The organism is Nonomuraea sp. KM88, from assembly GCF_052245635.1.
Taxonomy (GTDB): domain Bacteria; phylum Actinomycetota; class Actinomycetes; order Streptosporangiales; family Streptosporangiaceae; genus Nonomuraea.
Map to the genome: position 1 here is coordinate 178,479 of NZ_JBQQCC010000008.1, position 23,162 is coordinate 201,640.

22 protein-coding genes are annotated in these 23,162 nt (G+C 71.8%); 9 read left to right on the forward strand and 13 right to left on the reverse strand.

What is annotated here, in order from left to right; translation table 11 throughout:
- Window position 1 precedes the first annotated feature (1 nt).
- The 3 genes from ACTWPV_RS24415 to ACTWPV_RS24425 all read right to left on the reverse strand — a co-directional run bounded on the left by ACTWPV_RS24415 (window position 2) and on the right by ACTWPV_RS24425 (window position 3,062).
- A complete protein-coding gene (locus ACTWPV_RS24415; RefSeq protein WP_443153557.1) occupies window positions 2-1,396 on the reverse strand; it encodes a hypothetical protein in 1,395 nt (464 codons plus the stop codon).
- Between the two features lie 136 nt (window positions 1,397-1,532).
- On the reverse strand, window positions 1,533-2,066 hold the full coding sequence (gene cpt, locus ACTWPV_RS24420) for a chloramphenicol phosphotransferase CPT (protein ID WP_443153558.1): 534 nt from the start codon (window positions 2,064-2,066) through the stop codon (window positions 1,533-1,535).
- Window positions 2,067-2,141: 75 nt separating this feature from the next.
- Window positions 2,142-3,062 carry an extracellular solute-binding protein gene (locus ACTWPV_RS24425; protein ID WP_443153559.1) on the reverse strand — a complete coding sequence of 307 codons (921 nt, stop codon included), beginning with the start codon at window positions 3,060-3,062 and terminating at the stop codon, window positions 2,142-2,144.
- A gap of 52 nt (window positions 3,063-3,114) precedes the next feature.
- On the opposite strand from ACTWPV_RS24425, the gene ACTWPV_RS24430 reads away from it, so the two are divergent.
- Together ACTWPV_RS24430 and ACTWPV_RS24435 are read left to right on the forward strand one after the other, a co-directional pair.
- Entirely contained in the window at window positions 3,115-3,459 is a 345-nt protein-coding gene (locus ACTWPV_RS24430) for a winged helix-turn-helix domain-containing protein (RefSeq protein WP_443153560.1), read from the forward strand.
- 36 nt (window positions 3,460-3,495) lie between these two features.
- Window positions 3,496-3,807 carry an NAD(P)H-dependent oxidoreductase gene (locus ACTWPV_RS24435; protein ID WP_443153722.1) on the forward strand — a complete coding sequence of 104 codons (312 nt, stop codon included), beginning with the start codon at window positions 3,496-3,498 and terminating at the stop codon, window positions 3,805-3,807.
- Between the two features lie 41 nt (window positions 3,808-3,848).
- Here the strand turns inward: ACTWPV_RS24435 and ACTWPV_RS24440 are convergent, their stop codons facing one another.
- Window positions 3,849-5,045, reverse strand: coding sequence for a cytochrome P450 (locus tag ACTWPV_RS24440; protein ID WP_443153561.1), 1,197 nt, complete (start codon window positions 5,043-5,045; stop codon window positions 3,849-3,851).
- Between the two features lie 247 nt (window positions 5,046-5,292).
- Here ACTWPV_RS24440 and ACTWPV_RS24445 point away from each other — a divergent pair, with 247 nt between their 5' ends.
- Window positions 5,293-5,934 carry a maleylpyruvate isomerase family mycothiol-dependent enzyme gene (locus ACTWPV_RS24445; protein WP_443153562.1) on the forward strand — a complete coding sequence of 214 codons (642 nt, stop codon included), beginning with the start codon at window positions 5,293-5,295 and terminating at the stop codon, window positions 5,932-5,934.
- Between the two features lie 17 nt (window positions 5,935-5,951).
- Here the strand turns inward: ACTWPV_RS24445 and ACTWPV_RS24450 are convergent, their stop codons facing one another.
- Window positions 5,952-6,875 (reverse strand): AEC family transporter, encoded by a 924-nt coding sequence (locus ACTWPV_RS24450; protein ID WP_443153563.1) that lies wholly within the window; start codon window positions 6,873-6,875, stop codon window positions 5,952-5,954.
- A 90-nt stretch (window positions 6,876-6,965) separates the two neighbouring features.
- Between ACTWPV_RS24450 and ACTWPV_RS24455 the strand changes: the two genes are divergently transcribed.
- Window positions 6,966-7,925: an NAD-dependent epimerase/dehydratase family protein gene (locus ACTWPV_RS24455; protein WP_443153564.1), complete on the forward strand. Its 960-nt coding sequence runs from the start codon at window positions 6,966-6,968 to the stop codon at window positions 7,923-7,925.
- Window positions 7,926-7,929: 4 nt separating this feature from the next.
- On the opposite strand, the gene ACTWPV_RS24460 is transcribed toward ACTWPV_RS24455, so the two are convergent.
- The 5 genes from ACTWPV_RS24460 to ACTWPV_RS24480 are packed head-to-tail and all read right to left on the reverse strand — an operon-like array spanning window position 7,930 to window position 12,579.
- Complete coding sequence (locus ACTWPV_RS24460; protein ID WP_443153565.1) at window positions 7,930-9,201, reverse strand: ABC transporter substrate-binding protein; 1,272 nt, start codon at window positions 9,199-9,201, stop codon at window positions 7,930-7,932.
- Window positions 9,202-9,206: 5 nt separating this feature from the next.
- Window positions 9,207-10,226, reverse strand: a complete 1,020-nt coding sequence (locus tag ACTWPV_RS24465; RefSeq protein WP_443153566.1) for a branched-chain amino acid ABC transporter permease — start codon at window positions 10,224-10,226, stop codon at window positions 9,207-9,209.
- Window positions 10,223-11,104 (reverse strand): branched-chain amino acid ABC transporter permease, encoded by an 882-nt coding sequence (locus ACTWPV_RS24470; RefSeq protein WP_443153567.1) that lies wholly within the window; start codon window positions 11,102-11,104, stop codon window positions 10,223-10,225. The genes ACTWPV_RS24465 and ACTWPV_RS24470 overlap by 4 nt, the downstream gene beginning before the upstream one ends.
- 3 nt (window positions 11,105-11,107) lie before the next feature.
- The gene (locus ACTWPV_RS24475; RefSeq protein WP_443153568.1) at window positions 11,108-11,824 is read right to left on the reverse strand and encodes an ABC transporter ATP-binding protein; all 717 of its coding nucleotides are present in this window, start codon (window positions 11,822-11,824) and stop codon (window positions 11,108-11,110) included.
- Window positions 11,821-12,579: an ABC transporter ATP-binding protein gene (locus ACTWPV_RS24480; RefSeq protein WP_347647876.1), complete on the reverse strand. Its 759-nt coding sequence runs from the start codon at window positions 12,577-12,579 to the stop codon at window positions 11,821-11,823. Before ACTWPV_RS24480 ends, ACTWPV_RS24475 begins: the two co-directional genes overlap by 4 nt.
- A gap of 178 nt (window positions 12,580-12,757) precedes the next feature.
- Between ACTWPV_RS24480 and ACTWPV_RS24485 the strand changes: the two genes are divergently transcribed.
- Both ACTWPV_RS24485 and ACTWPV_RS24490 read left to right on the forward strand, forming a co-directional pair.
- Window positions 12,758-14,128, forward strand: a complete 1,371-nt coding sequence (locus tag ACTWPV_RS24485; RefSeq protein WP_443153569.1) for a PucR family transcriptional regulator — start codon at window positions 12,758-12,760, stop codon at window positions 14,126-14,128.
- Window positions 14,115-15,596 (forward strand): long-chain-fatty-acid--CoA ligase, encoded by a 1,482-nt coding sequence (locus ACTWPV_RS24490; protein WP_443153570.1) that lies wholly within the window; start codon window positions 14,115-14,117, stop codon window positions 15,594-15,596. The genes ACTWPV_RS24485 and ACTWPV_RS24490 overlap by 14 nt, the downstream gene beginning before the upstream one ends.
- Here ACTWPV_RS24490 and ACTWPV_RS24495 read toward each other — a convergent pair.
- Window positions 15,585-17,945, reverse strand: coding sequence for a glycoside hydrolase family 2 protein (locus tag ACTWPV_RS24495; protein WP_443153571.1), 2,361 nt, complete (start codon window positions 17,943-17,945; stop codon window positions 15,585-15,587). The genes ACTWPV_RS24490 and ACTWPV_RS24495 overlap by 12 nt on opposite strands.
- Before the next feature lie 176 nt (window positions 17,946-18,121).
- On the opposite strand from ACTWPV_RS24495, the gene ACTWPV_RS24500 reads away from it, so the two are divergent.
- On the forward strand, window positions 18,122-19,156 hold the full coding sequence (locus tag ACTWPV_RS24500) for a LacI family DNA-binding transcriptional regulator (protein ID WP_443153572.1): 1,035 nt from the start codon (window positions 18,122-18,124) through the stop codon (window positions 19,154-19,156).
- 90 nt (window positions 19,157-19,246) lie between these two features.
- Complete coding sequence (locus ACTWPV_RS24505; RefSeq protein WP_443153573.1) at window positions 19,247-20,263, forward strand: LacI family DNA-binding transcriptional regulator; 1,017 nt, start codon at window positions 19,247-19,249, stop codon at window positions 20,261-20,263.
- A gap of 13 nt (window positions 20,264-20,276) precedes the next feature.
- Here ACTWPV_RS24505 and ACTWPV_RS24510 read toward each other — a convergent pair whose 3' ends face one another.
- Window positions 20,277-20,993: a hypothetical protein gene (locus ACTWPV_RS24510; protein WP_443153574.1), complete on the reverse strand. Its 717-nt coding sequence runs from the start codon at window positions 20,991-20,993 to the stop codon at window positions 20,277-20,279.
- Window positions 20,994-21,115: 122 nt separating this feature from the next.
- Complete coding sequence (locus tag ACTWPV_RS24515) at window positions 21,116-21,694, reverse strand: TetR/AcrR family transcriptional regulator (RefSeq protein ID WP_347647883.1); 579 nt, start codon at window positions 21,692-21,694, stop codon at window positions 21,116-21,118.
- A gap of 180 nt (window positions 21,695-21,874) precedes the next feature.
- Here ACTWPV_RS24515 and ACTWPV_RS24520 point away from each other — a divergent pair, with 180 nt between their 5' ends.
- Entirely contained in the window at window positions 21,875-23,059 is a 1,185-nt protein-coding gene (locus ACTWPV_RS24520; RefSeq protein ID WP_443153575.1) for an RNA-guided endonuclease InsQ/TnpB family protein, read from the forward strand.
- The last annotated feature ends 103 nt before the right edge of the window (window positions 23,060-23,162 follow it).

Genomic DNA, 23,162 nt, shown 5'->3' on the forward strand with positions numbered 1-23,162 from the left:
TTCAGCGGCGGCCCCTGTGCACGCACATGAGCTGGTCGCGGGTGGCGTTCTTGTCGCGGTAGGCGATGACGGCCGGGCCCTCGCCGCTGTGGTGGCCGGGCAGCCGCTGGTCGATGCTCCAGCCGGAGCCGTTGAAAGCGGTCCACCACAGGCTCTGGTCGGCGTCGCCGCGGTGCACGCAGTAGAGGCGGTCCTTGTAGACGGTCAGCGCCGGGCCCTCCGCGGCGTGGTGGCGGGGGAGCTTCTGGTCGGGGCTCCACTCGGCGCCGTCCCAGCGCGTCCACCACAACGACGAGTCCTCGCCGGCGCCGCGGTGCACGCAGTAGAGGTGGCCCTGGTAGACGGCCAGCGCCGGGTTCGACCGGCTGGAGTGGCCGGGCAGCCGCCGGTCGGGGCTCCACTCGGCGCCGTCCCACCGCGTCCACCACAACGCTTCGTCGCCCGCGCCCCGGTGCACGCAGTGGAGCTGCCCGTCGTACGCGGCCAGCGCGGGGGCGGCGGAGCCGGCGTGGCCGGGCAGCTTCTGGTCGGGGGTCCAGCAGGTGCCGTCCCAGCGCGTCCACCACAGCGCGTCGTCGCCCGCGCCCCGGTGCACGCAGTGGAGCTGCCCGTCGTACGCGGCCAGCGCCGGCCCCGAGTCGCTGAAGTGCTCGGGGAACCGCTGGTCCTCGCTCCAGCCCTCCTCGGCGTCGTAGACCGCCCACCACAGGCTGGAGTCGCCGTCGCCGCCGCGGTGCGCCAGGTAGAGGCGGTCCTGGAACTCCGCGAGGGTCGGCCCCGAGACGCTGAAGTGGTCGACGAACGGCTGGTCGTCGCTCCACCCCTCGTCCGGCTCGTGCATCGCCCAGTAGAGCTGGGCGTCGCCGCCGGGCCTGTCGTCGTCGCGGGCGGGGACGAGCATGGCGGGCGCGGTCCACGGCGAGACCAGCCGGACCCCGTACGGCCGGGCGGCCGAAGTGATCCAGGCGGCCTTGTCCCGTACCGAGCGCTCCACGATCCGGGCGAGCCAGGAGCCCAGCACGGTGCCCGAGAGCTCTCCTGCCGGTTGGGCGATCTCGGAGGCCAGCAGCGCCGCGCTCTCGTTGAGGTGGATCTCGAAACCCCACCACCTGGCCACCGGCCAGACCTCCGCGCCCATGGCGCCCAGGTCGCGCTGGAGCCCGCGTACGCGCTCCCGATCGTGCGCGGCGAGTGCGGCGATCTGGCTCTCGCTCTCCCGCCTGGCCTCGGCCGCGGTGCGGGCGGAGGCGTCTTCCAGCAGCTCTGACGCCACCGCCTCGTCGATCGCCGCCGAGGCCGCAGGGTCGTCCTGGGAGTGCAGCAGCGTGGCCTCGGCCCCCACCGCCGTCTCCTCAGCGTCGATCTCTATCTTCTCGGCCCGGGTGTCATCGGTCATTTCAGCCCCCTGGAGTGATCTGCGGCTGCACGCTGCATACGTGCACCAACCCGACCCATAGTAACTATGAGTAACAGTTTGATCACTCTGAGGTCATATGTGTCTTCCCAAGACCGCCCTCGCGGGGGATCCCCGCTCAGCCGACCCGGGCGGCGATGACCCGCGCGCAGTCCAGGGACTCGGTGCGGGTGGTGTCGACCTCCAGGTCATAGGTCACGCCCTGGTGGACCACCTCCGCCTGCAGAGCGGCCATGCCCCGGGTCCGGTCGCCCCTCGCGATCTCGCGGCCGGCCGCGACCGCGCTCTCGCACCTGACGCCGACCCACAACACGTCCAGCCCGGCGAGAGCCTTCCGCCACCGCTCCTGGGATCCCGCTCCCCCGAGGAAGACGTCGTCGATGACGATCCGGGCACCCGCACGGGCCATGGCGGCGACCCCCTCGGTCCACGCCGCGTCCAGAGCCATGAACTCCGGTCCGACGTTCACCGCACCGTCCGGAGCGATCTCGATCCCGGACTCCGACGCCCGCATGGAGGCGGGCATCGCGTCGACCATGGTGTCGACGCTGAGAGCCAGCCATGGGTCCGGCAGGACCGCCTGGAGGCACCGGGCGATGCCGGACTTCCCCGAGCTGGACCCACCGTTCAGCAAGATCACGTTAGTGGTCACGACGCCACACTAGAGCGTCCGACAGCGGACCGGAAAGTACATTTCGGGCAGTACGGTGGACAACGCCCTGGTCAGCTAGCCGATCCGCTTCTTGTACGCGGCCTGGGCCTCGGTCAGTCTGGCCGCGAACTGGTCAAGGAATTCCTTGGCGCCGAGCCGGCCGAGCAGCACCTTCTGGAACAGCGGCTCCGCCCACGTCTTGGTGATCTCGTTGAACTCCGGCAGGTGGTACGGCATCTGCACGACCTTGGTCTCCGGGTCGTTCATCACCCGCTGCGCCTCGGCGATGTGCTCCGCCTCCGACAACCACGGCTCGCCGGCGACGTCCTTGTTGGCCGGGATGACGCCGGTCTTCTCGGCGATGTAGCTGTCGGCCTGCTTGGAGGCGAAGGACTCCGCGAGCTCGAACGCGGCCTCCTTCTGCTTGCCGGCCGAGAACACCGCCACGCCGCTGACCGGGCTGGACAACACCGACTGGGTGCCGGAGTCGGACCTGGGCACGGAGAACGAGCCCACCTTGTCCGGTCCGAGCGCCTTCATGTGGTCCTGGTAGGAGCCCAGGTTGTGCTGCATGACCGCGATGTTGCCCGCCGTGTCGAACTGGGCGACCATCTTCACGTAGTCGTTCTGCAGGTCCCCCTCGGGCGTGTTCTTCTTGTAGAGGACGGCGTACTTCTCCAGTGCCGTCACGTTGCGCGGGTCGTTGAGGGTGGCCTTGCCTGTGGGGTCGAAGAACGCGGTGAGACCCGACTGGCCGTAGACGACCTCCAGCATCTGGGCGATGGATCCGGAGCCGCCGCGGATGGTGAACCCGTACCGGTTCTCCTCCGGTTCGGTGAGCTTGTCCACGGTGGTGAAGAACTCGCTCCACGTCTTGGGCGGCCCCAGCCCGGCCTCCTTGAACCAGTCCTTGCGGTACCAGAAGGCGCCCGCGTTGGTGGAGGTCGGGATGATGTACGCCTTGCGGTCCGGCACGACGTTCTTCACGGTGGCCATGAGCGAAACCGTCATCATCAAAAACTCATGCACGGACGCCATCATCACGAGCATGCACACGACCATCCCGACCCTGCGGTCCGAGGCCGTACGCCTGCCCGCGCTCGTGGTCGGCGACCTCACGCTCGACCAGAGAACCCGCGAGGCACGACGGGCGGGCGTGGAGATCAAGCTGTCGCCCACCGAGTTCGAGCTGCTCCGGCTCCTCATGCACCATCCCGGGCGGGTGCTCAGCAAGGCGCTGATCCTCCACCGGGTGTGGGCCTACGACTTCGCGGGCCAGGGCAACGTCGTCGAGCTGTACATCTCGTACCTGCGCCGCAAGATCGACGCCCGGCGCCCCCCGATGATCCACACCGTGCGCGGGGTCGGCTACACCATCAGGCCCGCCGGCTGACACCCGGACGGGATTCCGCAGGACCCCCCGCGCGCTATCCGGCACAGGCGACGCCGGCCATGTGCCGCAGCCGTCGGCGCCGCGGACGCGTTCGTCGTCACCCCCGAGTACAACCGCGGCTTCCCCGCCCCGCTCAAGCAGGCGATCGACTTCGCCTATGACGAGTGGCGGGCCGCCGTGGCTGCCGATCGCCCTGGAGATCTCGGCATGCAGCAGCGCGGCAGGGTGCTCCCTGCCGATCAGCTCGTGCGACGTGACGTCCTGGACATGACGCTTGCACGGTATCCGGCCGGGCCGACACTTTCCCACGTCGGAGAAGGATCGATGTCCGGTTGTCGGAGCCGGTGAAGGGGCCGCTGTCCCGTTCTCCCGGACCGGTGAAGGAGCGCTTACCAGGCGACCTCCAGCGCGGTCATGCCGTACACGACGCTGAAGGAGCGGAAGTTGGTGCCCGAGTCGGCGACGCGCAGCTCGGGGAAGCGCTGGAGCAGGGCGGGGAACGCGATGCGCATCTCCATGCGGGCCAGCGGGGCGCCGAGGCAGTGGTGCACGCCGTGACCGAAGGCGAGGTGGCCGGGCGCGCCCCGGGTGATGTCGAACGTGTCGGCGCCGGACATGAGCTCGGGGTCGCGGTTGGCGGAGGGCAGCGAGCAGATCACCAGCTGGTCCGGCCCGATGGTCTGGCCGCCGATCTCGACCTCGGACGTCGTGATCTTGGTGGTGCCGGAGTGCACGATGCTGAGCCAGCGCAGCAGCTCCTCGACGGTGGCGTGGATGCGCTCGGGCTCCTTGCGCAGCAGTTCGAGCTGTTCGGGGTGGCGCAGCAGGGCGAGCGTGCCGAGAGAGAGCATGTTGGAGGTGGTCTCGTGCCCGGCGAACAGCAGCAGGCCGCCGATGCCGACGAGCTCGTCGGTCGTCAGGTCGTCGGGGTGCTCGCGGACCAGCATGCCGAGCAGCTCGTCGCCTGGGTCGGCCTGGATGCGGGCGACCAGCTGCTCCATGTAGGCGCGCTGCTCGAACTGCATGCGCAGCCGCTCCTCCCCCGGCACCGTCATGTCCAGCATCCTGCTGGTGCGGTGCTGGAAGGTCTCGCGATCCTCGTACGGGACGCCGAGCAGCTCGCAGATCACCAGTGACGGGATCGGCAGCGCGAACGACGACACCAGGTCGGCGGGCGAGCCGGCGGCCTCCATGGCGTCGAGGTGGTCGTCCACGATGCGCTTGATCCGCGGTTCGAGCCGGCGCATGCGGCGGATGGTGAACTCGGCGGTGAGCATCCTGCGCAGCCGGGTGTGCTCGGGCGGGTCGACGCCGAGCAGGTTGCCCGCGCGTACCTTGGCCCGCTGCTCCTCGGTCATCTCCGGGGATCCGGGCAACCGCGCGATGCCCTGCGGCGCGATCTTGAACCGCTCGGAGTCGCCCAGCACCTCGCGTACGTCCGCGTAGCGGGTCACGAGCCAGGCTTCGTCGCCGAACGCCGTCGTGATGCGCTTGACCCGCTCGCCGTCGCGCGCGGCCGTCAGCTCCGGCGCGGGATCGAACCCCACCCGCCGCATGTGCAGCGGGACGGTCGAGGACTCGCCCATGAAACCCCCTGGATAGTCGCGGTATCGCGAGAACCGTAACAACCGGGGCGGGCGCCCTCTAGGGCGATCATACGCGTATACGTAAATGTTCTCCCTGCGTCGCGCGGCGAAATATACGTTTCACATCTAAGATCCCTTTTGCCCCCAAATGGCGATGATGCGATGGCAGGGGGAAGCGATGACTTTGTCCGCGTCCGGGAGTCTTCTCTCCGTACGAGTCAGGACCCACAGCAGGAGAGCACCCAGCATGACGAAGCACGGCGAAGACGTCTGGCCGCTGATCCACGCGGAGCGGGCGGCGCTCGCGGCGGATCTGGCGGATCTGACCGACGATCAGTGGGCGACGCCGTCGTTGTGCGCCGGGCTGACCGTGCGCGAGGTGCTCGCCCACCTCACGTCCTCGGCGAACCTCACTGCCCTGAGGTGGTTGGCGGGCGTGATCCGCTGCAGGTTCGACTTCGACAAGCAGGTGGCGATGCGGCTGGCCGAGCACCTGGGCGCGACCCCGAAGGACACGCTGGAGGGCTTCCGGCGCGCCGTCACGAGCACGACCTCGCCGCCGCTCCCCGCCATCGCGATACTCGGCGAGACGGTCGTGCACGGGGAGGACATCAGGCGGCCGCTGGGCATCCGCCGCGACCACCCGATCGGCACGCTCACCCGCCTGGCGCGCTACTACCAGGGTTCCGATCTCGTCGTCCTCGCCAAGGGGCGGATCGGCGGCCTGCGGCTGGAGGCGACCGACGGTCCTTTCGCGACCGGCTCGGGGGCGCTCGTCTCCGGCACCACGCTGGCGCTCGTGATGGCGATGACCGGGCGCACCGCCCACTGCGACGAGCTCGACGGCGACGGCGTCGCGACCCTGCGCGAGCGCTGCGGCCGGGGGTGAGCCGGCGACCGCGGGGGTCAGCCCAGGGCCGCGCCGATCGCTGTCATGATCGGGATGGCCAGCCCCGTGGTCAGCAGCACGGCGCTGCGGGCGAGCCGCCGCCCGGTGTCGTACGTGACCGCGTACACGTAGATGTTCTGCGCCGTGGGCAGCGCGGCGAACAGGGTGGCCGCCAGCAGGTCGCCGCCCTCCAGCCCGAGGGCGAGGCGGGCGGTCAGGTAGGCGATGCCCGGCTGCACGAACGATTTGAGCGCGATCACCAGGAAGACCTCCTTCCCGACGCCGCCGTCCTCGGGGGTCGCCGGCGCGCGCCGGGAGCCGTACAGGCTGAGGCCGTAGGCCAGCAGCGCGACGGGCACGGCCGCGCCGCCGAGCAGCTCGATCGGGCGCATGAACGTGACCGGCAGCGAGGTCCCGGTCAGCGCGAACGCCAGCCCGAGCAGCGAGGCGACGGTGAGGGGGTTGCGCAGCGGGAGCAGCAGCACCGCCCGGACCGACCTGGCCCCCTTGTCGAGGACGAGGAAGGAGGCCGGGGTGAGCACGACAAGCTGGAAGAGCAGGATGGGCGCGACGAGCGCGCCGTCGCCGAGCACGTAGATCGAGATGGGGATGCCCAGGTTTCCCGCGTTGACGTAGGACGCGGCGAGCGCGCCGATCGTCGCCTCGCGCCGGTCCCTGCGCCAGACCGCCCGCGCCACCAGCACGTACGCGAGCTGCACGCACGCCACGGCGACGATCTGGGTCAGCAACACCGGCGAGAACAGCGAGCCCAGGTCCGCACGCGACACGGTGGCGAACATCAGCGCGGGCGTGGCCACGAAGAACGCCAGCCGCGACAGGACCAGTTCGTCGCTGGCCCGCAGGAGCCCGCTCCAGCCGACGAGGTAACCGAGCACGGCAACGGACACCAGAGCGACGAACGCCGCGACAACCCCCGACAAGCCCTAACCTCCGAAACTGGACATCAGGAGCGTATCTGGGCCGCCCAAGGCGACGGTGACCGGCTCGCCACGGAGGTCTACGCTGTGCGCATGCGCGTAGTGGTGATCGGCGGCAGCGGGCACATCGGCACCTATCTCATTCCCAGGCTCGTCGACGCGGGCCACGACGTGGTCGCCGTGAGCCGGGGCGAGCGGCAGCCCTACACGCCGCACCCCGCCTGGCGGCGGGTCGAGCTGGTCACCGCCGACCGGACGGCGGAGGAGGCCGACGGCTCGTTCGGGCGGCGCGTCGCGGAGCTCGGCGGCGAGGTCGTCATCGACCTGATCTGCTTCACGGAGGCCAGCGCCAGGCACCTCGCGCAGGCGCTGGACGGGCGGGTGCGGCAGTTCCTGCACTGCGGGACGATCTGGGTGCACGGCCCCAGCACGCGGGTGCCGACGACCGAGGACCGGCCGCGCCGGCCGATCGCCGAGTACGGCCGGCAGAAGGCCGCCATCGAGGCCTACCTGCTCGACCGGGCGCACCGTCACGGTTTCCCCGCCACGATCATCCACCCCGGCCACATCACCGGGCCGGGATGGGTGCCGGTCAACCCGGCCGGCAACGTCAACCCGGCCGTCTTCCAGACGCTGGCCGACGGCGGCGAGCTGGCGCTGCCCAACCTGGGCATGGAGACCGTCCAGCACGTGCACGCCGACGACGTGGCAAAACTGTTCATGGACGCCATCGCGAGCCCGGCCGCCGCCAGGGGCGAGAGCTTCCACTCCGTGGCCACCACCGCCGTGACATTGCGCGGCTACGCCGAGGCGGTGGCGGGCTGGTTCGGGCGGGAGGCGCGGCTGGCCTACCTGCCGTGGGAGCAGTGGCGCGACACGGTGACGGAGGACGACGCCCGGGTGACGTACGACCACATCGCGCACAGCCCGCACTGCAGCATGGAGAAGGCCGCGCGGCTGCTGGGCCACCGGCCCCGCCACACCGCGCTCGAGGCCATCTCTGAGGCGGTCGACCGGCTGGTCGCGACGGGCACGATCGTCGCCGCGACCTGACAGGTCAGTTGGTCAGGGGCCCGAACTCCTTGCGCGTGTCGATCACCTCGCCGAACAGCTCCCACCGCTCGCCCTTGAACTCCATGAGCTGCATCGACTCGATCGGGAACCCGTCGCCCTGCGCGGTGTCCATCGTCACGCCGGGCAGCAGCATGTCGACCGCGATCCCCTTCATGTTGCGCACCGAGTCACGCAGCCCCTCGCGGGTCGGGCAGGCGGCCGCCTCCATGGCCTTGTGGAAACTGCTGGCCACGGCCCAGCCGAAGGTGTGGTACGGCACGTTGGGGTCCGCGCCCGGCGCGTACTGCTCCATCTTCTGCTTGTAGAGCTTCATCTCCGCGTCGTCCTGCCACGTCGGGTCGTTCGGGTCCTTGTAGTACGTGCTGGACACGACGCCCTGGACGTTCTCGAAGCCGACGGGCTTGAGCACGGTGATCGAGGCGGCGACGTTGTTGACGATGTGCAGCGGGTTCCACTTGGTGTTCTTGGCGTCGGCGGCCAGCGCCTGCGAGCCGAACTTGGGCGTGGTGACGTTGAGGAACACGTCGGCCTTCGACTGGGCGAGGTTGCGCATCTGCGGGTCGACGCTCGGGTCGCTCACCTCGTAGCTCTGCTCGGCCACGACCTTGACCTCGGTGCCCTCGATGGCCCGTTTGAAGCCGCCGAGCAGGTCCTCGCCGAAGTCGTCGTTCTGGTAGAGGACGGCGACCTTGGCGTCCGGTCTCTCCTGCTTGAGGTACTGGGCGTAGACGCGGGCCTCGGAGATGTAGTTGGGCTGCCAGCCGATGGTCCACGGGTGCTGGGTGTCGGCGCCCCACTTCGACGCGCCCGTGGCGACGAAGATCTGCGGCACCTTGCGCTGGTTGGTGTAGTCCCAGGTCGCCGTGGTCGACGGCGTGCCGAGCGTCTGGAACAGGGCGAACACCTGCTCCTGCTCGACCAGCCTGCGCGCCTCCTCGACGGCCTTCGGCGGCTGGTAGCCGTCGTCGCGGACGACGAACTCGACCTTGCGCCCGCCGATGCCGTTCTTCTCCGCGTTGACGTAGTCGAAGTACGCCTTGATGCCCTTGGGGATGTCCCCGTAGGCGGAGGCGGGGCCGGACAGCGGGTAGATGCCGCCCAGCTTGATGCTCGTGTCGGTGATGCCGGTCGTCTGCTGCCCCTGGCACTGGCCGCCCGACGTGGCCGTGCCGGTGGCGGCGCCCTGGTCCCGTCCCCCGCATGCGGCGACGGCGAGCACGAGCAGCGCCGTACAGCCGATCGCAGATACTCGCATCCCTCTTACTCCTTCCGGGGAATCTTCCTGATCAAGCGCCCGGCCAGCCCCGTCGGGGCCACGTACATCACCGCGATGATCAGCAGGCCGAAGATGACGCCGGGCGCGGCGTCGTTGATGTCCTGCGCGAGGCTGGGCACGAACATCACGAACAAGCCCCCGAGCACGGGCCCCGACAGCGAGCCGAGCCCGCCGACGACCAGGCCGGCCAGCAGCGTGATCGACAGGTTGACGGTGAACGAGTCGGGCGAGACGAACCCGATCACCCACGTGTAGACGCAGCCGGCCGTCCCCGCGAACATGGCGCTCCAGGCGAAGGCGAGCGTCTTGTGGACCGACAGCCGCACGCCCATGACCTCGGCCGCGCCCTCGTTGTCCCTGATGGCGTGCAGCGCCCGGCCGACGCGCGAGCGCAGCAGGCCGGCGCAGAGCAGGAACGCGGCGACGGCGACGGCCAGGGTGAGGAAGTACAGCCACTGGTCCTCGGCCAGGCCGCTCCACGCGGGCGGCGCGGGCTTGGCCAGCGTCAGCCCCATCGAGCCGCCGGTCAGCTCCTCGAACCTCTTGAGCAGCGGGACGAGGAAGATCGCGATGGCGAGCGTCACGAGCGCCAGGTAGAGGCCGCGCAGCCGCATGGCCGGCACCCCGAACGCCAGGCCGAGCAGGAACGCCGCCCCGGCCGCGACGGGCAGGGTCAGCGGGTACGGCACAGACCAGTGTTCGAGCAGGATGGCGGCCGTGTAGGCGCCGACGGCGAAGAACGCGCCGTGGCCGAGCGAGATCTGCCCGGCGTGCCCGACCAGCAGGTTGAGCCCGAGCAGCGCGACCGCGTAGATCAACACCATCGTGAGCTGGAAGACGTGGAACGGCACCAGCTGGAACGGCGCGTAGCAGGCGGCCGCAGCGAGCAGCGCGGACGCGCCCCAGCGCCAGCGCGCCGACCGCCACCATTCAGCGGGCCGCGGCGCGGAGGGCGGGGGCGGCGTGACGGTCCGCGCCCGGGCGGCGTTCGTGGCCTCGCTCATGCCCGCTCCACCACCGCTCGCCCGAACAGGCCCTGGGGCCGCAGCAGCAGGACACCGAGGATGATCACCAGCGGCACGCCCACCTTGAGGTCGGATCCGATGAACCCGACGTACGCCCCGGCGAGCGTCTCCGCGACGCCGACGATCAGGCCGCCGGCGACCGCGCCCAGCGGGCTGTCGAACCCGCCGAGCGTCGCCGCCGCGAACGCGTAGATGAGGACGCCGCCCATCATGTTGGGCTCGAGGAACAGCAGCGGCGCCACGAGCACCCCCGACACCGCGCCCACGGTCGAGGCGAGCCCCCACCCGAGCGCGAGCGTCCAGCCCACCCGGATGCCGACCAGCCGCGCGGACTCGGCGTTGGTGGCCACCGCCCGCATCCCCAGCCCGATCTTGGTGTGCCGGAAGAGCAGGTACAGCAGCCCCATGACGGCGCCCACGACGGCCAGCACGCCGAGCGTGGAGAAGCTCACGCTGATCCCGCCCGCCTCCAGCGCGCCGGCGGGGAACGGGTTCGGGAAGTCCTTGATGAGGAACGTCCAGATCCACCCGGCGGCGGCGTTGACGAAGATGAACAGCCCCACGGTGACGATCACCAGGGTCAGCTCGGGCGCGCCCTCGACGGGGCGGATGATCACCCGTTCGATGAGCATCCCGCCGGCGAACGACACCGCCAGCGTGACCACCAGCGCCAGCCAGAACGGCAGCCCGGCGGCCGTGAGCTGCCAGGCGACGTAGGTGGAGAACATGGCCAGCTCGCCCTGGGCGAAGTTCACGATGCCGGTGAACTGGTAGATCAGCACGAGGGCCAGGGCCAGGCTGGCGTAGATGGCGCCCGCGCCGAGCCCCTGGACGACCTGCTGCAGGAATCCGGCCATCGGCTACACCCGGTATCCGAGGTAGGACCGGGCGACCTGCTCGTCGGCCCTGATCTCCTCGGCCGTGCCCGACAGGACGATCCGCCCGGTCTCCAGGACGTGCGCCTGCTGGGCGATGCCGAGGGCGAGATGGGCGTTCTGCTCGACGACGACCACGGTGGTTCGCTCCTCTGCGTTGATGGCCTGGACGATGCGGAACAGCTCCCGGGTGACCAGCGGAGCCAGGCCGAGCGACGGCTCGTCGAGCAGCAGCAGCCGGGGGCGCGACATCAGGGCCCGGCCGATGGCCAGCATCTGCTGCTCGCCCCCGCTGAGGCTGCCCGCGGCCTGCTTGAGCCGCGTCTTCAGCACCGGGAAATAGCCGTGGATGCGGTCGAGGTCGGCCTCCACGCCGGCCCCGCGCCTGCGGACGTAGGCCCCGAGCCGCAGGTTCTCCTCGACGGTGAGCGGCATGAACGTGCCACGCCCCTCGGGGACGTGGGCGATGCCCTGCCGGGCGAGCGTGTCGGGCGAGCGGCCGGTCAGGTCGGCGCCGCCCAGGGTGGCGGTGCCGCGCGCCCTGATCATGCCGGACAGCGCCCTGAGCAGCGTGGTCTTGCCCGCCCCGTTGGGCCCGAGTATCGCGCAGATCTCCCCTTGGCCGACGGTCAGGCTCACGCCGTGCAGCACGCGGGCGTCGCCGTATCCGGCCGTCAGCTCCTCCACCACCAGATCCGTCATGGCGCCGTCCCCAGGTAGGCCTCGATGACGCCGGGATCGCGCTGCACCTCGGCGGGCGGGCCCTCGGCGATCTTGCGGCCGAAGTCCAGGCAGACGATGCGCTCGCAGATCCCCATCACGAACCCCATGTGGTGCTCGACGACGATGACGGTCAGGTCGTGTTCGGAGCGCAGCGCGTTCAGCGTGGTCGCGAACTCCTCGACCTCGGCCGCGTTGAGGCCGTTCACGGGCTCGTCGAGCAGCAGCAGCCGGGGCCGGCCGACGAGAGCGCGGGCCAGCTCGACCCGCTTGAGCGTGCCGAACGGCAGCCCGGTCGCCGGATGCCCGGCCACCCCGGTCAGGCCGAGCCGCTCCAGCACCCCGTCCGCGTCGGCGCCCAACGCGCGCTCCTCGCGGCGCACGCCCGGCAGGCGCAACCCGGCCGACAGGAAGCCGGCCCGGCCCCGGTGGTGCGCGCCGACGAGCACGTTGTCGCGTACGGACAGGCGCGGGAACAGGCCGAGGTTCTGGAACGTCCTGGCGATGCCGAGCCCGGCGATGGCGTGCGGGGCCACGGCCGTCAGGTCGCCGCCCTCGTACACGATCGTCCCCGACCCGGGCTCGTACCGCCGGGTCAGGCAGTTGAACAGGGTGGTCTTGCCGGCGCCGTTCGGCCCGATGAGCCCCACCATCTCGCCGCGCCCCACGTCGAAGCCGACGCCGTCCAGCGCCGTGATGCCCCCGAAGCGAACGGTAAGATCGTGTACCTCCAGCATCCGGCCTCCTGGAGAACAATGTTCTGAAGTTGGGCTCAGCGTAGGATCCGGCCGCGAAGCGCCGCATTGGGCACGGTGACCCAAGATGTCTCAGGCGAGTTGTCCTCTGAGCACAGCGTGGGTCTCATACCGGTTACGACCCGTTGACCGCCCGCCCATGGCCATGGATCATCCCGGCATGTCCAGTGGTTCCAGCACGGAAACGCTCACTGGTGCGGAGGCGGTCCGCGCGCAACGCGCGCGCATCCTCTCCGAACTCCTCGACGACCTCCCGTCCCTGGCCGCCGCCGCGCTCGCCACCATGCGGGAGGAGATCCCCGCCTACGCGGCGCAGGGCCCCGACTTCCACGCGGACGTGCGCGACCAGGTGGTCAAGCACTACCGCGCCAAGCTGGCCGTGCTGCTGGAGGAGCGCACGGTCACGTTCGAGGACATCGCCTTCACCCGGCGGGCGGCGATGCGCCGGGCCAGGGCGGGGGTGGCGCTGGCCGACTACATCAACGCGTTCAGGGTCGGGCAGCAGGTGTTCTGGCAGTCGGTGGTCGACCGGGCCGGGCACACGCCGGCCGGCCGCGAGGCGGCGCTGTCGCTGGCGTCCCCCCTGATGCGCTACTGCGACTTCGCCAGCACGCACGCGGCCAACGCGTACATGGAGTTCCAGCAGTACGCCGCCGCCGAGGCGGTCCGCGAGAGCCGTGACCTGCTGGAGACGCTGCTGGTGGGCGGCGTGCCGACGCGCGGCAGGGAACTGGCCGCGGCGCAGGCGCACGGCCTGGCGTCCCGCACGCCGCTGCTCGTCGTGACCGCGGTGCTGGTCGGCTCGCCTTCGGCGGTGACGACGGGCCCTGACCGGGGCGCCGACGCCCGCCACGCGGCCTGTGCCGCGATCGCCAGGACCGGCGGCAACGGCACCCGTACGCTGTCGGTCGTGCGCCAGTCGGAGATCGTGGCGATCCCCGTGCTCGGCCCCGGCGCCGACCCGGGAGGGCTCTGCGACCGGCTGCAGGAGGTGCTGGAGAGCCTGGCGGGCGAGGGCATCAGGCTGGCCATGGGCATCAGCACCGTGGCGGCGGGCCCGGCGCAGATCCCGCAGGCCTACCAGGAGGCCAGGGCGGTGCTGGACTTCGTGCCCGAGGAGGGCGGCGTCGCCGCGCTGCCGCGGATCACGCCGTTCCAGTATCTGGCGCTGAAGGCCGACGACACCGCCCGTCACCTGGTCGATCCGCGCATCACGGCGCTGCTGTCGGAGGACCGCGCGCGTGGCGGCGTGCTCACGGCCACGATCAGGGCGTTCGCCGCCGCCGACCTCAACCTGCGGGCCGCGGCAGAACGGTTGCAGATCCATCCCAACACCGCCCAGTACCGCATGCGCCGGATCCAGGAGCGCACGGGCCGGAGCCTGCGCTCCATCAACGATCTCGTCGACCTGCTCGTCGCGATCGCTCTCCAGGACGCGTCGCCGACCAATTCCGGCCGGGAAAGACTGGCCACCGCGACCAATGAGGGGCGTGGGAGAGCGGACGTACGGTCTTTCCATGAACCTCGCTGACCGGCTCCTCACCACCGCCGAGCGGCTCGGCGGCAGAGCGGTTCTCACGCTGGACGAGGCGGAGCTCACGTACGGAGCTCTGTCGGAGCTGAGCGCTCGGCTCGCGGGGCTGTTGCGCTGCCGCGGCATCGGCCCCGGCGACCGGGTCGCGATCATGTTGCCGAACGTGCCCGAGTTCGGCGTGGTCTACTACGGGGTGCTGCGGATCGGGGCCGTGGTGGTGCCGCTCGATCCGCTGCTGAAGCGGCGGGAGATCGCGGCCTACCTGGGTGACTGCGGGGCGCGGCTGCTGATCGCCTGGCACGCGTTCGCGGAGACGGCGGAGGCGGGGTCGGCGGGTACGAAGGCCGACTGCTTCTTCGTCGTCCCCGAGGAGTTCCGCAGGCTGCTGCGCCAGGTGGCGCCCGACCGCGACGTCGCCGGCACGCGCGACGACGACACCGCGGTCATCCACTACACCTCCGGCACCACCGGGCGCCCGAAAGGCATCGAGCTCTCCCACGCGAACCTGGCCGGCAACGCCGCGACCGTGGCCCGCATGCACGCGCTCGGCGTGGACGACGTGGTGCTGGGGGCGCTGCCGCTCTACCACACGTTCGGCCAGACCTGCTCGCTCAACGCGACCGTGCAGGCGGGCGCGCGGCTGACGCTGCTGCGGCGCTTCGAGGCTGGACGCGCGCTCGAGGTCATCAGGCGGGACGGCGTGACGGTCTTCCAGGGCGTGCCGACCATGTTCATCGCGCTGCTCGACCACCCCGGCGCCTCCGACCTGTCGATGTTGCGGGTCTGCGCGTCCGGCGGGGCGGCGCTGCCGCTGGACGTGCTGCGGGCCTACGAGGCGCGGTTCGGCTGCGAGATCATCGAGGGGTACGGCCTCAGCGAGACCTCCCCGGTGGCCGCGACCAACCGCGGCGGCCCCCACCGCAGGCCCGGCTCGATCGGCTGGCCCATCAGGGACGTCGAGATGAAGATCGTCGACGAGGACGGCGCCGAGGCCCCGCCCGGCGAGATCGGCGAGGTCGTCGTCCGCGGCCCCAACGTGATGAAGGGCTACTGGAACGACCCCGCCGGCACGGCCGAGGCCATCCGCGACGGCTGGTTCCACACCGGCGACCTCGGCCGGGTCGACGAGGACGGCTACTTCTTCCTGGTCGACCGCCGCCGCGACGTGATCATCCGGGGCGGCTACACGGTCTACCCGCGCGAGGTCGAAGAGGTCCTGTACGAGCACCCGGCCGTGCGCCAGGCGGCCGTGTACGGCGTGCCGCACCCGGAGCTCGGCGAGGAGATCGAGGCGGCGGTCACCCTGCGCGCCCCGGTGACCCGCGAGGACCTGCGCGACTTCGTCAAGGAACGCGTGGCCGCCTACAAATACCCCCGGCGGTTGTCGTTCGTGGACGAGCTGCCGATGAGCCCCACGGGCAAGATCCTCAAGCGCGCGCTCGCCCGCACCCCGCTAGGCGGATGACGGCCGCGGCTCGTTGACGCAGCGCAGCACCGGATAGGAGGTCAGCGCCGCCGGGTCCAGGTCGCGTCCGGTGGTGACGTGGAAGGTGACGCTCTCCCCCGGCAGGAGCGTGACCAGCTGGTCGTCCACGGCCGCCGCCGGGTCGAGCCGGTCGGGGAAGAGCGCCAGCTCGCGCAGGATGGTCGCGGCGGTGACGGTGACCGCGACGCCGCCCGGCTCCGGCTCGACCGCGGCGGTGAACTCGGCCGGCGGATAGCCGGCGGCCGGGTCCTCGGCGAACACGAACAGGGCGCGCTCGCCGCCGAGCTCCGCGGTGAGCAGCCCGGCCGCCGGGTCATCCGGTGGGGTGACGCGCAGCGTGGCACGGGCGGGCACGGCGACAGGCTGTCCGTGCGCCGCGAGCGCCCTTCCTCCCAGGTCGCGCGGGGCCAGCTCCAGCGTGCCCGCCCACTCCTCGTCGGTGTCGTTGACCAGCACGATCTCGCCGTCCTGCCAGGTGATGAGCCGGTCGGCGTAGGCGCGGCGCAGGGCGTACCAGAGGGGTTTCCTGCGGCCCGCGCCGTCGACGGCGGCCCAGGACGTCACCGGCCAGCAGTCGTTGAGCTGCCACACCACCGTGCCCATGCAGTGGGGCATGAGCGAGCGGAACCGCTCGATCCCGAACGCCATCGCGCGGGCCTGGTTGAGCTGCGTGTAGTAGTGCCAGTCGTCGAACGTGGCGGGCCGCGGCAGGTGGTCGCCGAGCCCGGACAGCAGCTTGGCGTTGCCGTCGACCGCCTTCTGGTGGTGCGTGACGCCGGCCGAGCCGGGAGCGAGCGGCTCGTCGGAGACGGCGGCCCGCAGCGTGGCGTAGGCGGGCGGGCCCTGGTAGCCGAACTCGGCCACGAACCGCGGCTCGTAGTCGGCGTAGTGCGTGTAGTCGCGGCCCTGCCCCCACACGGTCCAGATGTGCACGGTGCCGGTCGAGGGGTCGCGCACGTCGCGGTCGGGCGCACCCGAGTAGGGGCTGCCCGGCCAGTAGGGTCGCGTCGGGTCGAGCTCGGCCACGACGCCGGGCAGCAGGTCGTAGTAGAACCCGGCGCCCCAGCTCCGGCCGGCCAGCCGCTCGCGCCAGTCCCAGTGCTGGTGACCCTCGATGTTCTCGTTGTTGCCGCACCACAACACCAGGCTGGGATGGGCGGCCAGCCTGGCGACGTTCTCCCGCGCCTCGGCCTCCACCTCCGAGCGGAACGGCTCCTCCTCGGGGTAGGCCGAGCAGGCGAACGTGAAGTCCTGCCAGACGAGCAGGCCCATGCGGTCGGCCAGGGTGTAGAAGTCCTCCGACTCGTAGACGCCGCCGCCCCACACCCGCAGCGTGTTGGCGCCGGTGGCGGCGGCCTGGTCGAAGCGCTCCTCCAGGTCCTGCCTGGTCGTCCTGGCGGGGAAGCAGTCGTCGGGAATCCAGTTGAAGCCTCGCACGAACACCGGCCGGCCGTTGACGATCAGGCGGAAGGCGTCCGTGTCGAGCTCGACCGTGCGGAACCCGATCTCGCGCCGCCACCGGTCGGAGCCGGCGCGCACGGTGAGCGGATAGAGGGGCTGGGCGCCGTGGCCGCGCGGCCACCACCGCTCGGCCCTCGGCACGTCGAGGCGGAGCACGGCCTCGCTCTCGCCGTGGGCCAGTTTGGCCTCGGCGCGCACTCCCGCCACGTCGGCGGTGACGGTGACCGGCGCGTCGCCGGTGCGGTCGACGCGTACGTGCACGTCCACGCCGTCGCCGCGGACGAGCGGGCGGACCTCGGCCAGGCGCGCGCCGGACCAGGAGTGCAGGCCGATGGGCCGCCAGATGCCGCTGGTCACCAGCGTGGGCCCCCAGTCCCAGCCGAAGTTGCAGGCCATCTTCCTGATGAACGCGTACGGCTCGTCGTAGGCCCCGGGGCGCTCGCCGTGCCGCGCGCGCTGCTCCTCGGCGTAGGCGTAGGGGGCGCGGAAGGACACCTGGAGCGTGTTGGCGCCCTCGCGCAGCAGGTCGCGCGCGGCGAACCGGTAGGACCGGTGCATGTTGGCGGTGGCGCCGACCTCGTGGCCGTTGAGGCGTACGGTGGCGACCGTGTCGAGCCCCTCGCACACCAGGTCGGCCCGCTCGTGACCGTCGTCACTCCACTCGAAGGACGTCTCGTAGACCCAGTCCGTACGCCCGATCCAGCCCAGCCGCGTCTCGTTGTCGTCGAGGTAGGGGTCGTCGATCAGGCCGGCGGTGAGCAGGTCGGTGTGCACGCTGCCCGGAACGGCGGCCGGTATGACCGCAGGGCCCACCGGGGTGTCGCCGTCAGGGCGGAGGGTCCAGCCGTCGTGCAGCGGACGGTACACGTGGTCTCCTGACGCTGGGAGCTAAACCGAGTAAGCGAGCCAGACTCTACGTGGGCCCCTGATGACCGTCAACGTCCATCAGCAGCACGAGGGCCGCTGCCGGCTCGACACCCGCGACAGCAGCCCGCCCGGCCCGTACGATCGGTGAACCGTGAAAGTCACCCGGGAGGCCAGCCGTGAAGCGACCGACCATCGCGGACATCGCCAAGGAGGCGGGCGTGTCCAAGGGGGCCGTCTCCTACGCGCTGAACGGGCAGCCGGGCGTCTCGCCGCAGACCCGGCAGCGCATCCTGGCCATCGCCGACCGGCTCGGGTTCCGCGCCAACAGCGCCGCCCGCGCTCTCGCCGGCGCCCCCGCGAAGGTCGTGGGCCTGGCCCTGCCGCGCCCACCGGCCACGCTCGGGGTCGAGCCGTTCTTCATGGAGCTGATCAGCGGCCTGGAGGCGGAGCTGTCCACCCGCTCCTACGCGCTGCTGCTGCAGATGGTGGCGCACCAGGACGAGGAGATCGGCTTCTACCGCCGCTGGTGGAGCGAGAGCCGGGTCGGCGGCGTGCTCGTCTGCGACCTGCGGGTGCACGACGCGCGGGTGAGCGCGCTGCGCGAGCTGGGCCTGCCCGCCGTGGTCATCGGCCCGCCGTCGGCCGCGGGCGGGCTTGCCAGCATCTGGTCCGACGACGGGGTGTCCATGGTGGAGGCGGTGGAATACCTGGCGGCGCTCGGCCACCGCAGGATCGCGCGGATCAGCGGCATCTCCGAACTGGCGCACACCGCGATCCGCACCGAGGTGTTCACCGGCGTCTGCGCGCGGCTCGGGGTGAGCGCGGTGACCGTGCCGACCGACTACAGCGCCGAGCACGGCGCCGAGGCCACCAGGCGGCTCCTCTGCGCGGACGACCGGCCCACCGCGCTGATCTACGACAACGACATCATGGCCATCGCGGGCCTGACCGTCGCCCAGGAGCTGAACCTGTCGGTGCCCGCCGACCTGTCCATCGTGGCCTGGGACGACTCTCCCATCTGCCACCTGCTGCACCCGCCGCTGACCGCGCTCACCCGCGACATCGGCGCCTACGGCGTGCACGCGGCCCGGCTGCTGCTGGCAGCCATGGACAGCGGGTCCGGCAACGGGGGCGATGACAGGCCCGGTGACGTGCACGACGAGCCGGCCCACCTCACGCCCCGGGGCAGCACCGCGCCGCCGTCCCGCTGACCGCGGGGCCTTCCTGGGCGGCACCGCGCCACCGTCCCGCCGGCGGCGGGCCACCCTTAGCATGTCCGTAGGCCGGCGGGTGGAGGTGCGATGGGGCGGCAGGCGACCATGAGCGACATCGCCCGCCGCGCCGGAGTCTCCCGCGTGGCGGTCTCCTACGCCATCAACGGCCGTCCCGGGGTGTCCGACGCCGTGCGCGAGCGCATCCTGCGCATCGCCACCGAGCTCGGCTTCCTCCCCAGCGTCCCCGCGCAGGCCCTGCACGGCGCGGCGGCGCACGCCATCGGGCTGGCGGTGTCGCGCCCGTCGCCCGGCCTGTCCGTCGAGACCTTCCACCGCCGCCTCATCAGCGGCATCCAGGCCGAGCTGGCGGGCCGCGGGTTCGGGCTCGTGCTGCAGTTCGTCACCGGCCACGACGACGGGCTGGACGTCTACCGCCGCTGGCACGGTGAGCGCCGCGTCGACGGCGTCATCGTCTCCGACCTCGCGCTCGACGACCCGCGCCCGCGCGCCCTGGCGTCCATGGGCCTGCCCGCCGTGATCCTCGGCGAGCCGAGCGGGCCCCACGGGCTGACGCACCTCTGGTCCGATCCGGCCGTCGGCGCCGGCCTGGTCGCCGGCCATCTCGCCGCGCTCGGCCACCGGCGGGTGGCGCGGGTGTGCGGGCCCGCCGGCCTGCTGCCGGCCGCGCGCCGGGCCGGGCTCTTCGCCGCCGCCTGCGAGCGGGCGGGCATGGCCTGCACCCTCATCCCCACCGACCGCACCGGCGAGGCGGGCGCGCAGGTGACCAGGCGCGTGCTCAGCTCGACGCCGCGGCCGACGGCCATCGTCTACGACAACGACGTGATGGCGGTCGCCGGGCTGAGCGTGGCCGGCGAGATGGGCCTGGCCGTGCCGGGCGAGCTGTCCCTCGTGGCGGGCGACGACTTCCCGCTCTGCCAGGCCGTACGCCCGGCGCTGACCGTGCTGAGCCGCGACGTGGACGCGCTCGGCGCGCAGGCCGTACGCCTGCTGTTCGAGCTGCTCGACGGCGGCGAGCCGCGCCACGTGCCGGCCCCGGCGGCCGAGCTCGTGACGCGCGCCAGCACCGGCCCTGCCCCGCGCTGACCCTGACGGGCGCTCAGCCGTACATCCCAAGGACGTACGCGACCGGCACCAGCACGACGGTGAGGGCGATGGCCTGCCATCGGGGCGCGGGCCCGTCCTTCAGCACGCCGACGCCGAAAGGCACCAGGGCGACGGCGAGCCCGGCCAGGGCGGCCAGCGAGATCGGATCAGCGGCGCCCTTCAGCACGCCCAGCGGCAGCGCGTGCCCGAGCGCCAGCGCGACGCACCTGACCACGCCGTACGCGCCGGAGCCGAACGCCCTGGCCCGGTAGGCGCCGATGGCGAGCACGATCCAGCCGGCCACGATGCAGACGCTGACCGCCTTGAAGACGTGGAACGCGCCGTACGTGTCCGCGACCGCCCGCTGCGCCGCCTCCAGCCCGAGCTCGTCCACCATCTGGAAGGCCAGGTGGCTCACCCCGGCGTGGAAGACCCGCCCGAACAGCCCGAGAACCACCAGCGTGGCCCCCCACCGGGCCCAGCCCGGGTGCGTGGCGGCGATCCGCCGGGCCAGCGCGGTGGCCGCCGGCCACAGCAGCACCACGCCGGCGGTGAACAGGGCGTAGGACACGGCCATCCGCCCCGGATCGGCGGCGTAGGCGGCGAGCTGGCCGGGGAAGAAGTCGTCCTCGCCGATCCGGGTGAGCACCCCCGCGATGAGCAGCGGCGGCCCGAGCACCGCGCCCGTGCCCTCCACCCAGCGGCCGGGAACCATCCGTGTGATCGTCATGCCGACCAGTGAATCGGCGGCGCGGCCCGTGCACACGGGCGCGCGGGCGAGACCCTGTGGTGGAGCCCGCACTAGTGCCGGTCCCCGCCGGAGCGCGGGCCGGCTGCCGCTCCCCCTGGCGATCAGGTGAAGGGCCGGGCGATCTGGTCGAGGGTTTCGTTCATCACGTCGATGAGCATGCGGGACTCCTGCTCGTCGCTCCAGACGTTCGCGGCGATGCGCAGCCCCACCAGAAAGGCCGCCGCCATCACGCGGGGCGGTATGCCGCTCGCCCGTTCGGCGAGCGCCTCCGACAGGTCGCGTTCGAGTGCGGCGTGGTTGGCGAGCTGGCGGGCCAGCAGCGACGGGTGTTGCCGGGCCAGCCGGGTGCGCTGCGCCCACTCCCGCTCGGGCTCGCCCATCTCCTGGTAGAGCTCCTCGGTCGCGCCGCGCAGCGCCGGCCAGGCCCTGAGGGCGGGCGGCTGGGCGCGGACCTTCCGTACGAGGGTGCGGAAACGCTGCTCCTCCCCGTAGAGCACCGCGTCTTCCTTGCCCGCGAAGTAGTTGGAGAAGGTGCGGCGCGAGATGTTGGCCGCGTCGGCGATCGACTCGACGGTGACGTGGTCGAGCCCGTGCTCGACCACGAGCCGCAGCGCGGCCTCGTGCACGGCCTGCCGCGTCGCGGCCTTCTTGCGCTCGCGCAGCCCCACCGTGGTCTCCATCAGATCCTCCCGAGGGGACCGTCGCCTTGAGGCGACGGGTGAATCGGTAGCGGGAGGGCCGTCAAGGCCTGAACGTGCCCTGACCTGTCGGGTCCGCGCGTCACAGATGCCCTTCCTGGTTTTGTCGGCGCCAGCCGATATCGTGGCGTTGTCGTTACCGAACGTGACGGGAGGTGGGGTGTGCGCAGGTCGTTCCGATTCCTGCTGCGCCCCACCGCCCGGCAGGCGGCGGCGCTCGCGGCGTGCCTGGAAGACCACCGCACGCTGTACAACGCCGCCTTGGAGCACCGCCGCACCGCCTACGCCAAGGCGGGCGTGAGCGTCCGGTACGGCGATCAGTCGGCCGAGCTGAAACACATCCGCGCCGATGACCCGGACGGGCAGGGGCGTTGGTCGTTCTCGTCCCAGCAGGCCACCCTGCGACGGCTCGACAAGGCGTTTCGCGCGTTCTTCGACCGCGTCAGGGCCGGACGCGCGCCGGGGTTCCCGCGTTTCAAGGGGCGCGGCCGGTTCGGCACGGTCGAGTGGCCGAAGGACGGCGACGGCTGCCGGTGGGACTCCCAGCCCGGCCACCCCACCGTCACCTACGTGCGCCTGCAGGGCGTCGGGCACGTCCGCGTCCACCGGCACCGCGCGGTCAAGGGCCGGGTGAAGACGATCGCGGTGAAGCGGGAAGGCAGCCGGTGGTTCGTGGTGCTGTCGTGCGACGACGTGCCCGCCGAACCGCTGCCCGCCACCAGCGCGGTCGCGGGGATCGACATGGGGGTGGCCTCGCTCGTCACCACCTCCGACGGCGGCCGGGCGGCCAACCCCCGCCACCAGGCCGCCACCGCCGGCCGTCTGGCCGACGCCCAGCGAGACCTCGCCCGCAGGAAACGGGGCTCCAAGCGGCGGCGCAAGGCGGTGACCCGCGTGGCCGCGCTGCACGCCAAGGTCCGCCGCCAGCGGCTCGACCACGCCCACAAGGCCGCGCTCGCCCTGGTGACCGCCTATGACGTGATCGTGCACGAGGACCTGCGGATCGCGAACATGACCCGCTCGGCGTCCGGCACGACCGAAGCCCCCGGCCGCAACGTCGCCGCCAAGTCCGGCCTCAACCGGTCGATCCTGGACGCGGGCTGGGGGGTGTTCCTGACGATCCTCGCGCACAAGGCTGAAAGCGCCGGTCGAGAGCTGATCGCGGTGAACCCTGCCGGCACCTCCCGCACCTGTGCCCGCTGCGGGCACAACGCACGGGAGAATCGCGTCACCCAGGCCGCGTTCGCCTGTACGGCGTGCGGACATGCCGCGCACGCCGACGTGAACGCGGCGGTCAACATCTTGAGGGCAGGGCTTGCCCTTCGCCAGGCTGCGCAAGCGGCTTAGCGAGAAGCCGCTTCCTTTCAAAAGCGGAGGAGTCACGATGCGCTCACTCTACCGTCGGGGAATATATGCTCAATGAGAAAAGTTGCTCACTCGGCATCTATTT

Excerpts from the sequence above, each read along its gene's own strand:
- ACTWPV_RS24415 (WP_443153557.1), bottom strand. The coding sequence starts at position 1,396 with ATGACCGATGACACCCGGGCCGAGAAGATAGAGATCGACGCTGAGGAG.
- ACTWPV_RS24425 (WP_443153559.1), bottom strand. The coding sequence starts at position 3,062 with ATGGCCACCGTGAAGAACGTCGTGCCGGACCGCAAGGCGTACATCATC.
- ACTWPV_RS24430 (WP_443153560.1), top strand. The coding sequence starts at position 3,115 with ATGCACACGACCATCCCGACCCTGCGGTCCGAGGCCGTACGCCTGCCC.
- ACTWPV_RS24440 (WP_443153561.1), bottom strand. The coding sequence starts at position 5,045 with ATGGGCGAGTCCTCGACCGTCCCGCTGCACATGCGGCGGGTGGGGTTC.
- ACTWPV_RS24445 (WP_443153562.1), top strand. The coding sequence starts at position 5,293 with ATGACGAAGCACGGCGAAGACGTCTGGCCGCTGATCCACGCGGAGCGG.
- ACTWPV_RS24455 (WP_443153564.1), top strand. The coding sequence starts at position 6,966 with ATGCGCGTAGTGGTGATCGGCGGCAGCGGGCACATCGGCACCTATCTC.
- ACTWPV_RS24460 (WP_443153565.1), bottom strand. The coding sequence starts at position 9,201 with ATGCGAGTATCTGCGATCGGCTGTACGGCGCTGCTCGTGCTCGCCGTC.
- ACTWPV_RS24465 (WP_443153566.1), bottom strand. The coding sequence starts at position 10,226 with ATGAGCGAGGCCACGAACGCCGCCCGGGCGCGGACCGTCACGCCGCCC.
- ACTWPV_RS24470 (WP_443153567.1), bottom strand. The coding sequence starts at position 11,104 with ATGGCCGGATTCCTGCAGCAGGTCGTCCAGGGGCTCGGCGCGGGCGCC.
- ACTWPV_RS24475 (WP_443153568.1), bottom strand. The coding sequence starts at position 11,824 with ATGACGGATCTGGTGGTGGAGGAGCTGACGGCCGGATACGGCGACGCC.
- ACTWPV_RS24480 (WP_347647876.1), bottom strand. The coding sequence starts at position 12,579 with ATGCTGGAGGTACACGATCTTACCGTTCGCTTCGGGGGCATCACGGCG.
- ACTWPV_RS24485 (WP_443153569.1), top strand. The coding sequence starts at position 12,758 with ATGTCCAGTGGTTCCAGCACGGAAACGCTCACTGGTGCGGAGGCGGTC.
- ACTWPV_RS24490 (WP_443153570.1), top strand. The coding sequence starts at position 14,115 with ATGAACCTCGCTGACCGGCTCCTCACCACCGCCGAGCGGCTCGGCGGC.
- ACTWPV_RS24505 (WP_443153573.1), top strand. The coding sequence starts at position 19,247 with ATGGGGCGGCAGGCGACCATGAGCGACATCGCCCGCCGCGCCGGAGTC.
- ACTWPV_RS24510 (WP_443153574.1), bottom strand. The coding sequence starts at position 20,993 with ATGACGATCACACGGATGGTTCCCGGCCGCTGGGTGGAGGGCACGGGC.
- ACTWPV_RS24515 (WP_347647883.1), bottom strand. The coding sequence starts at position 21,694 with ATGGAGACCACGGTGGGGCTGCGCGAGCGCAAGAAGGCCGCGACGCGG.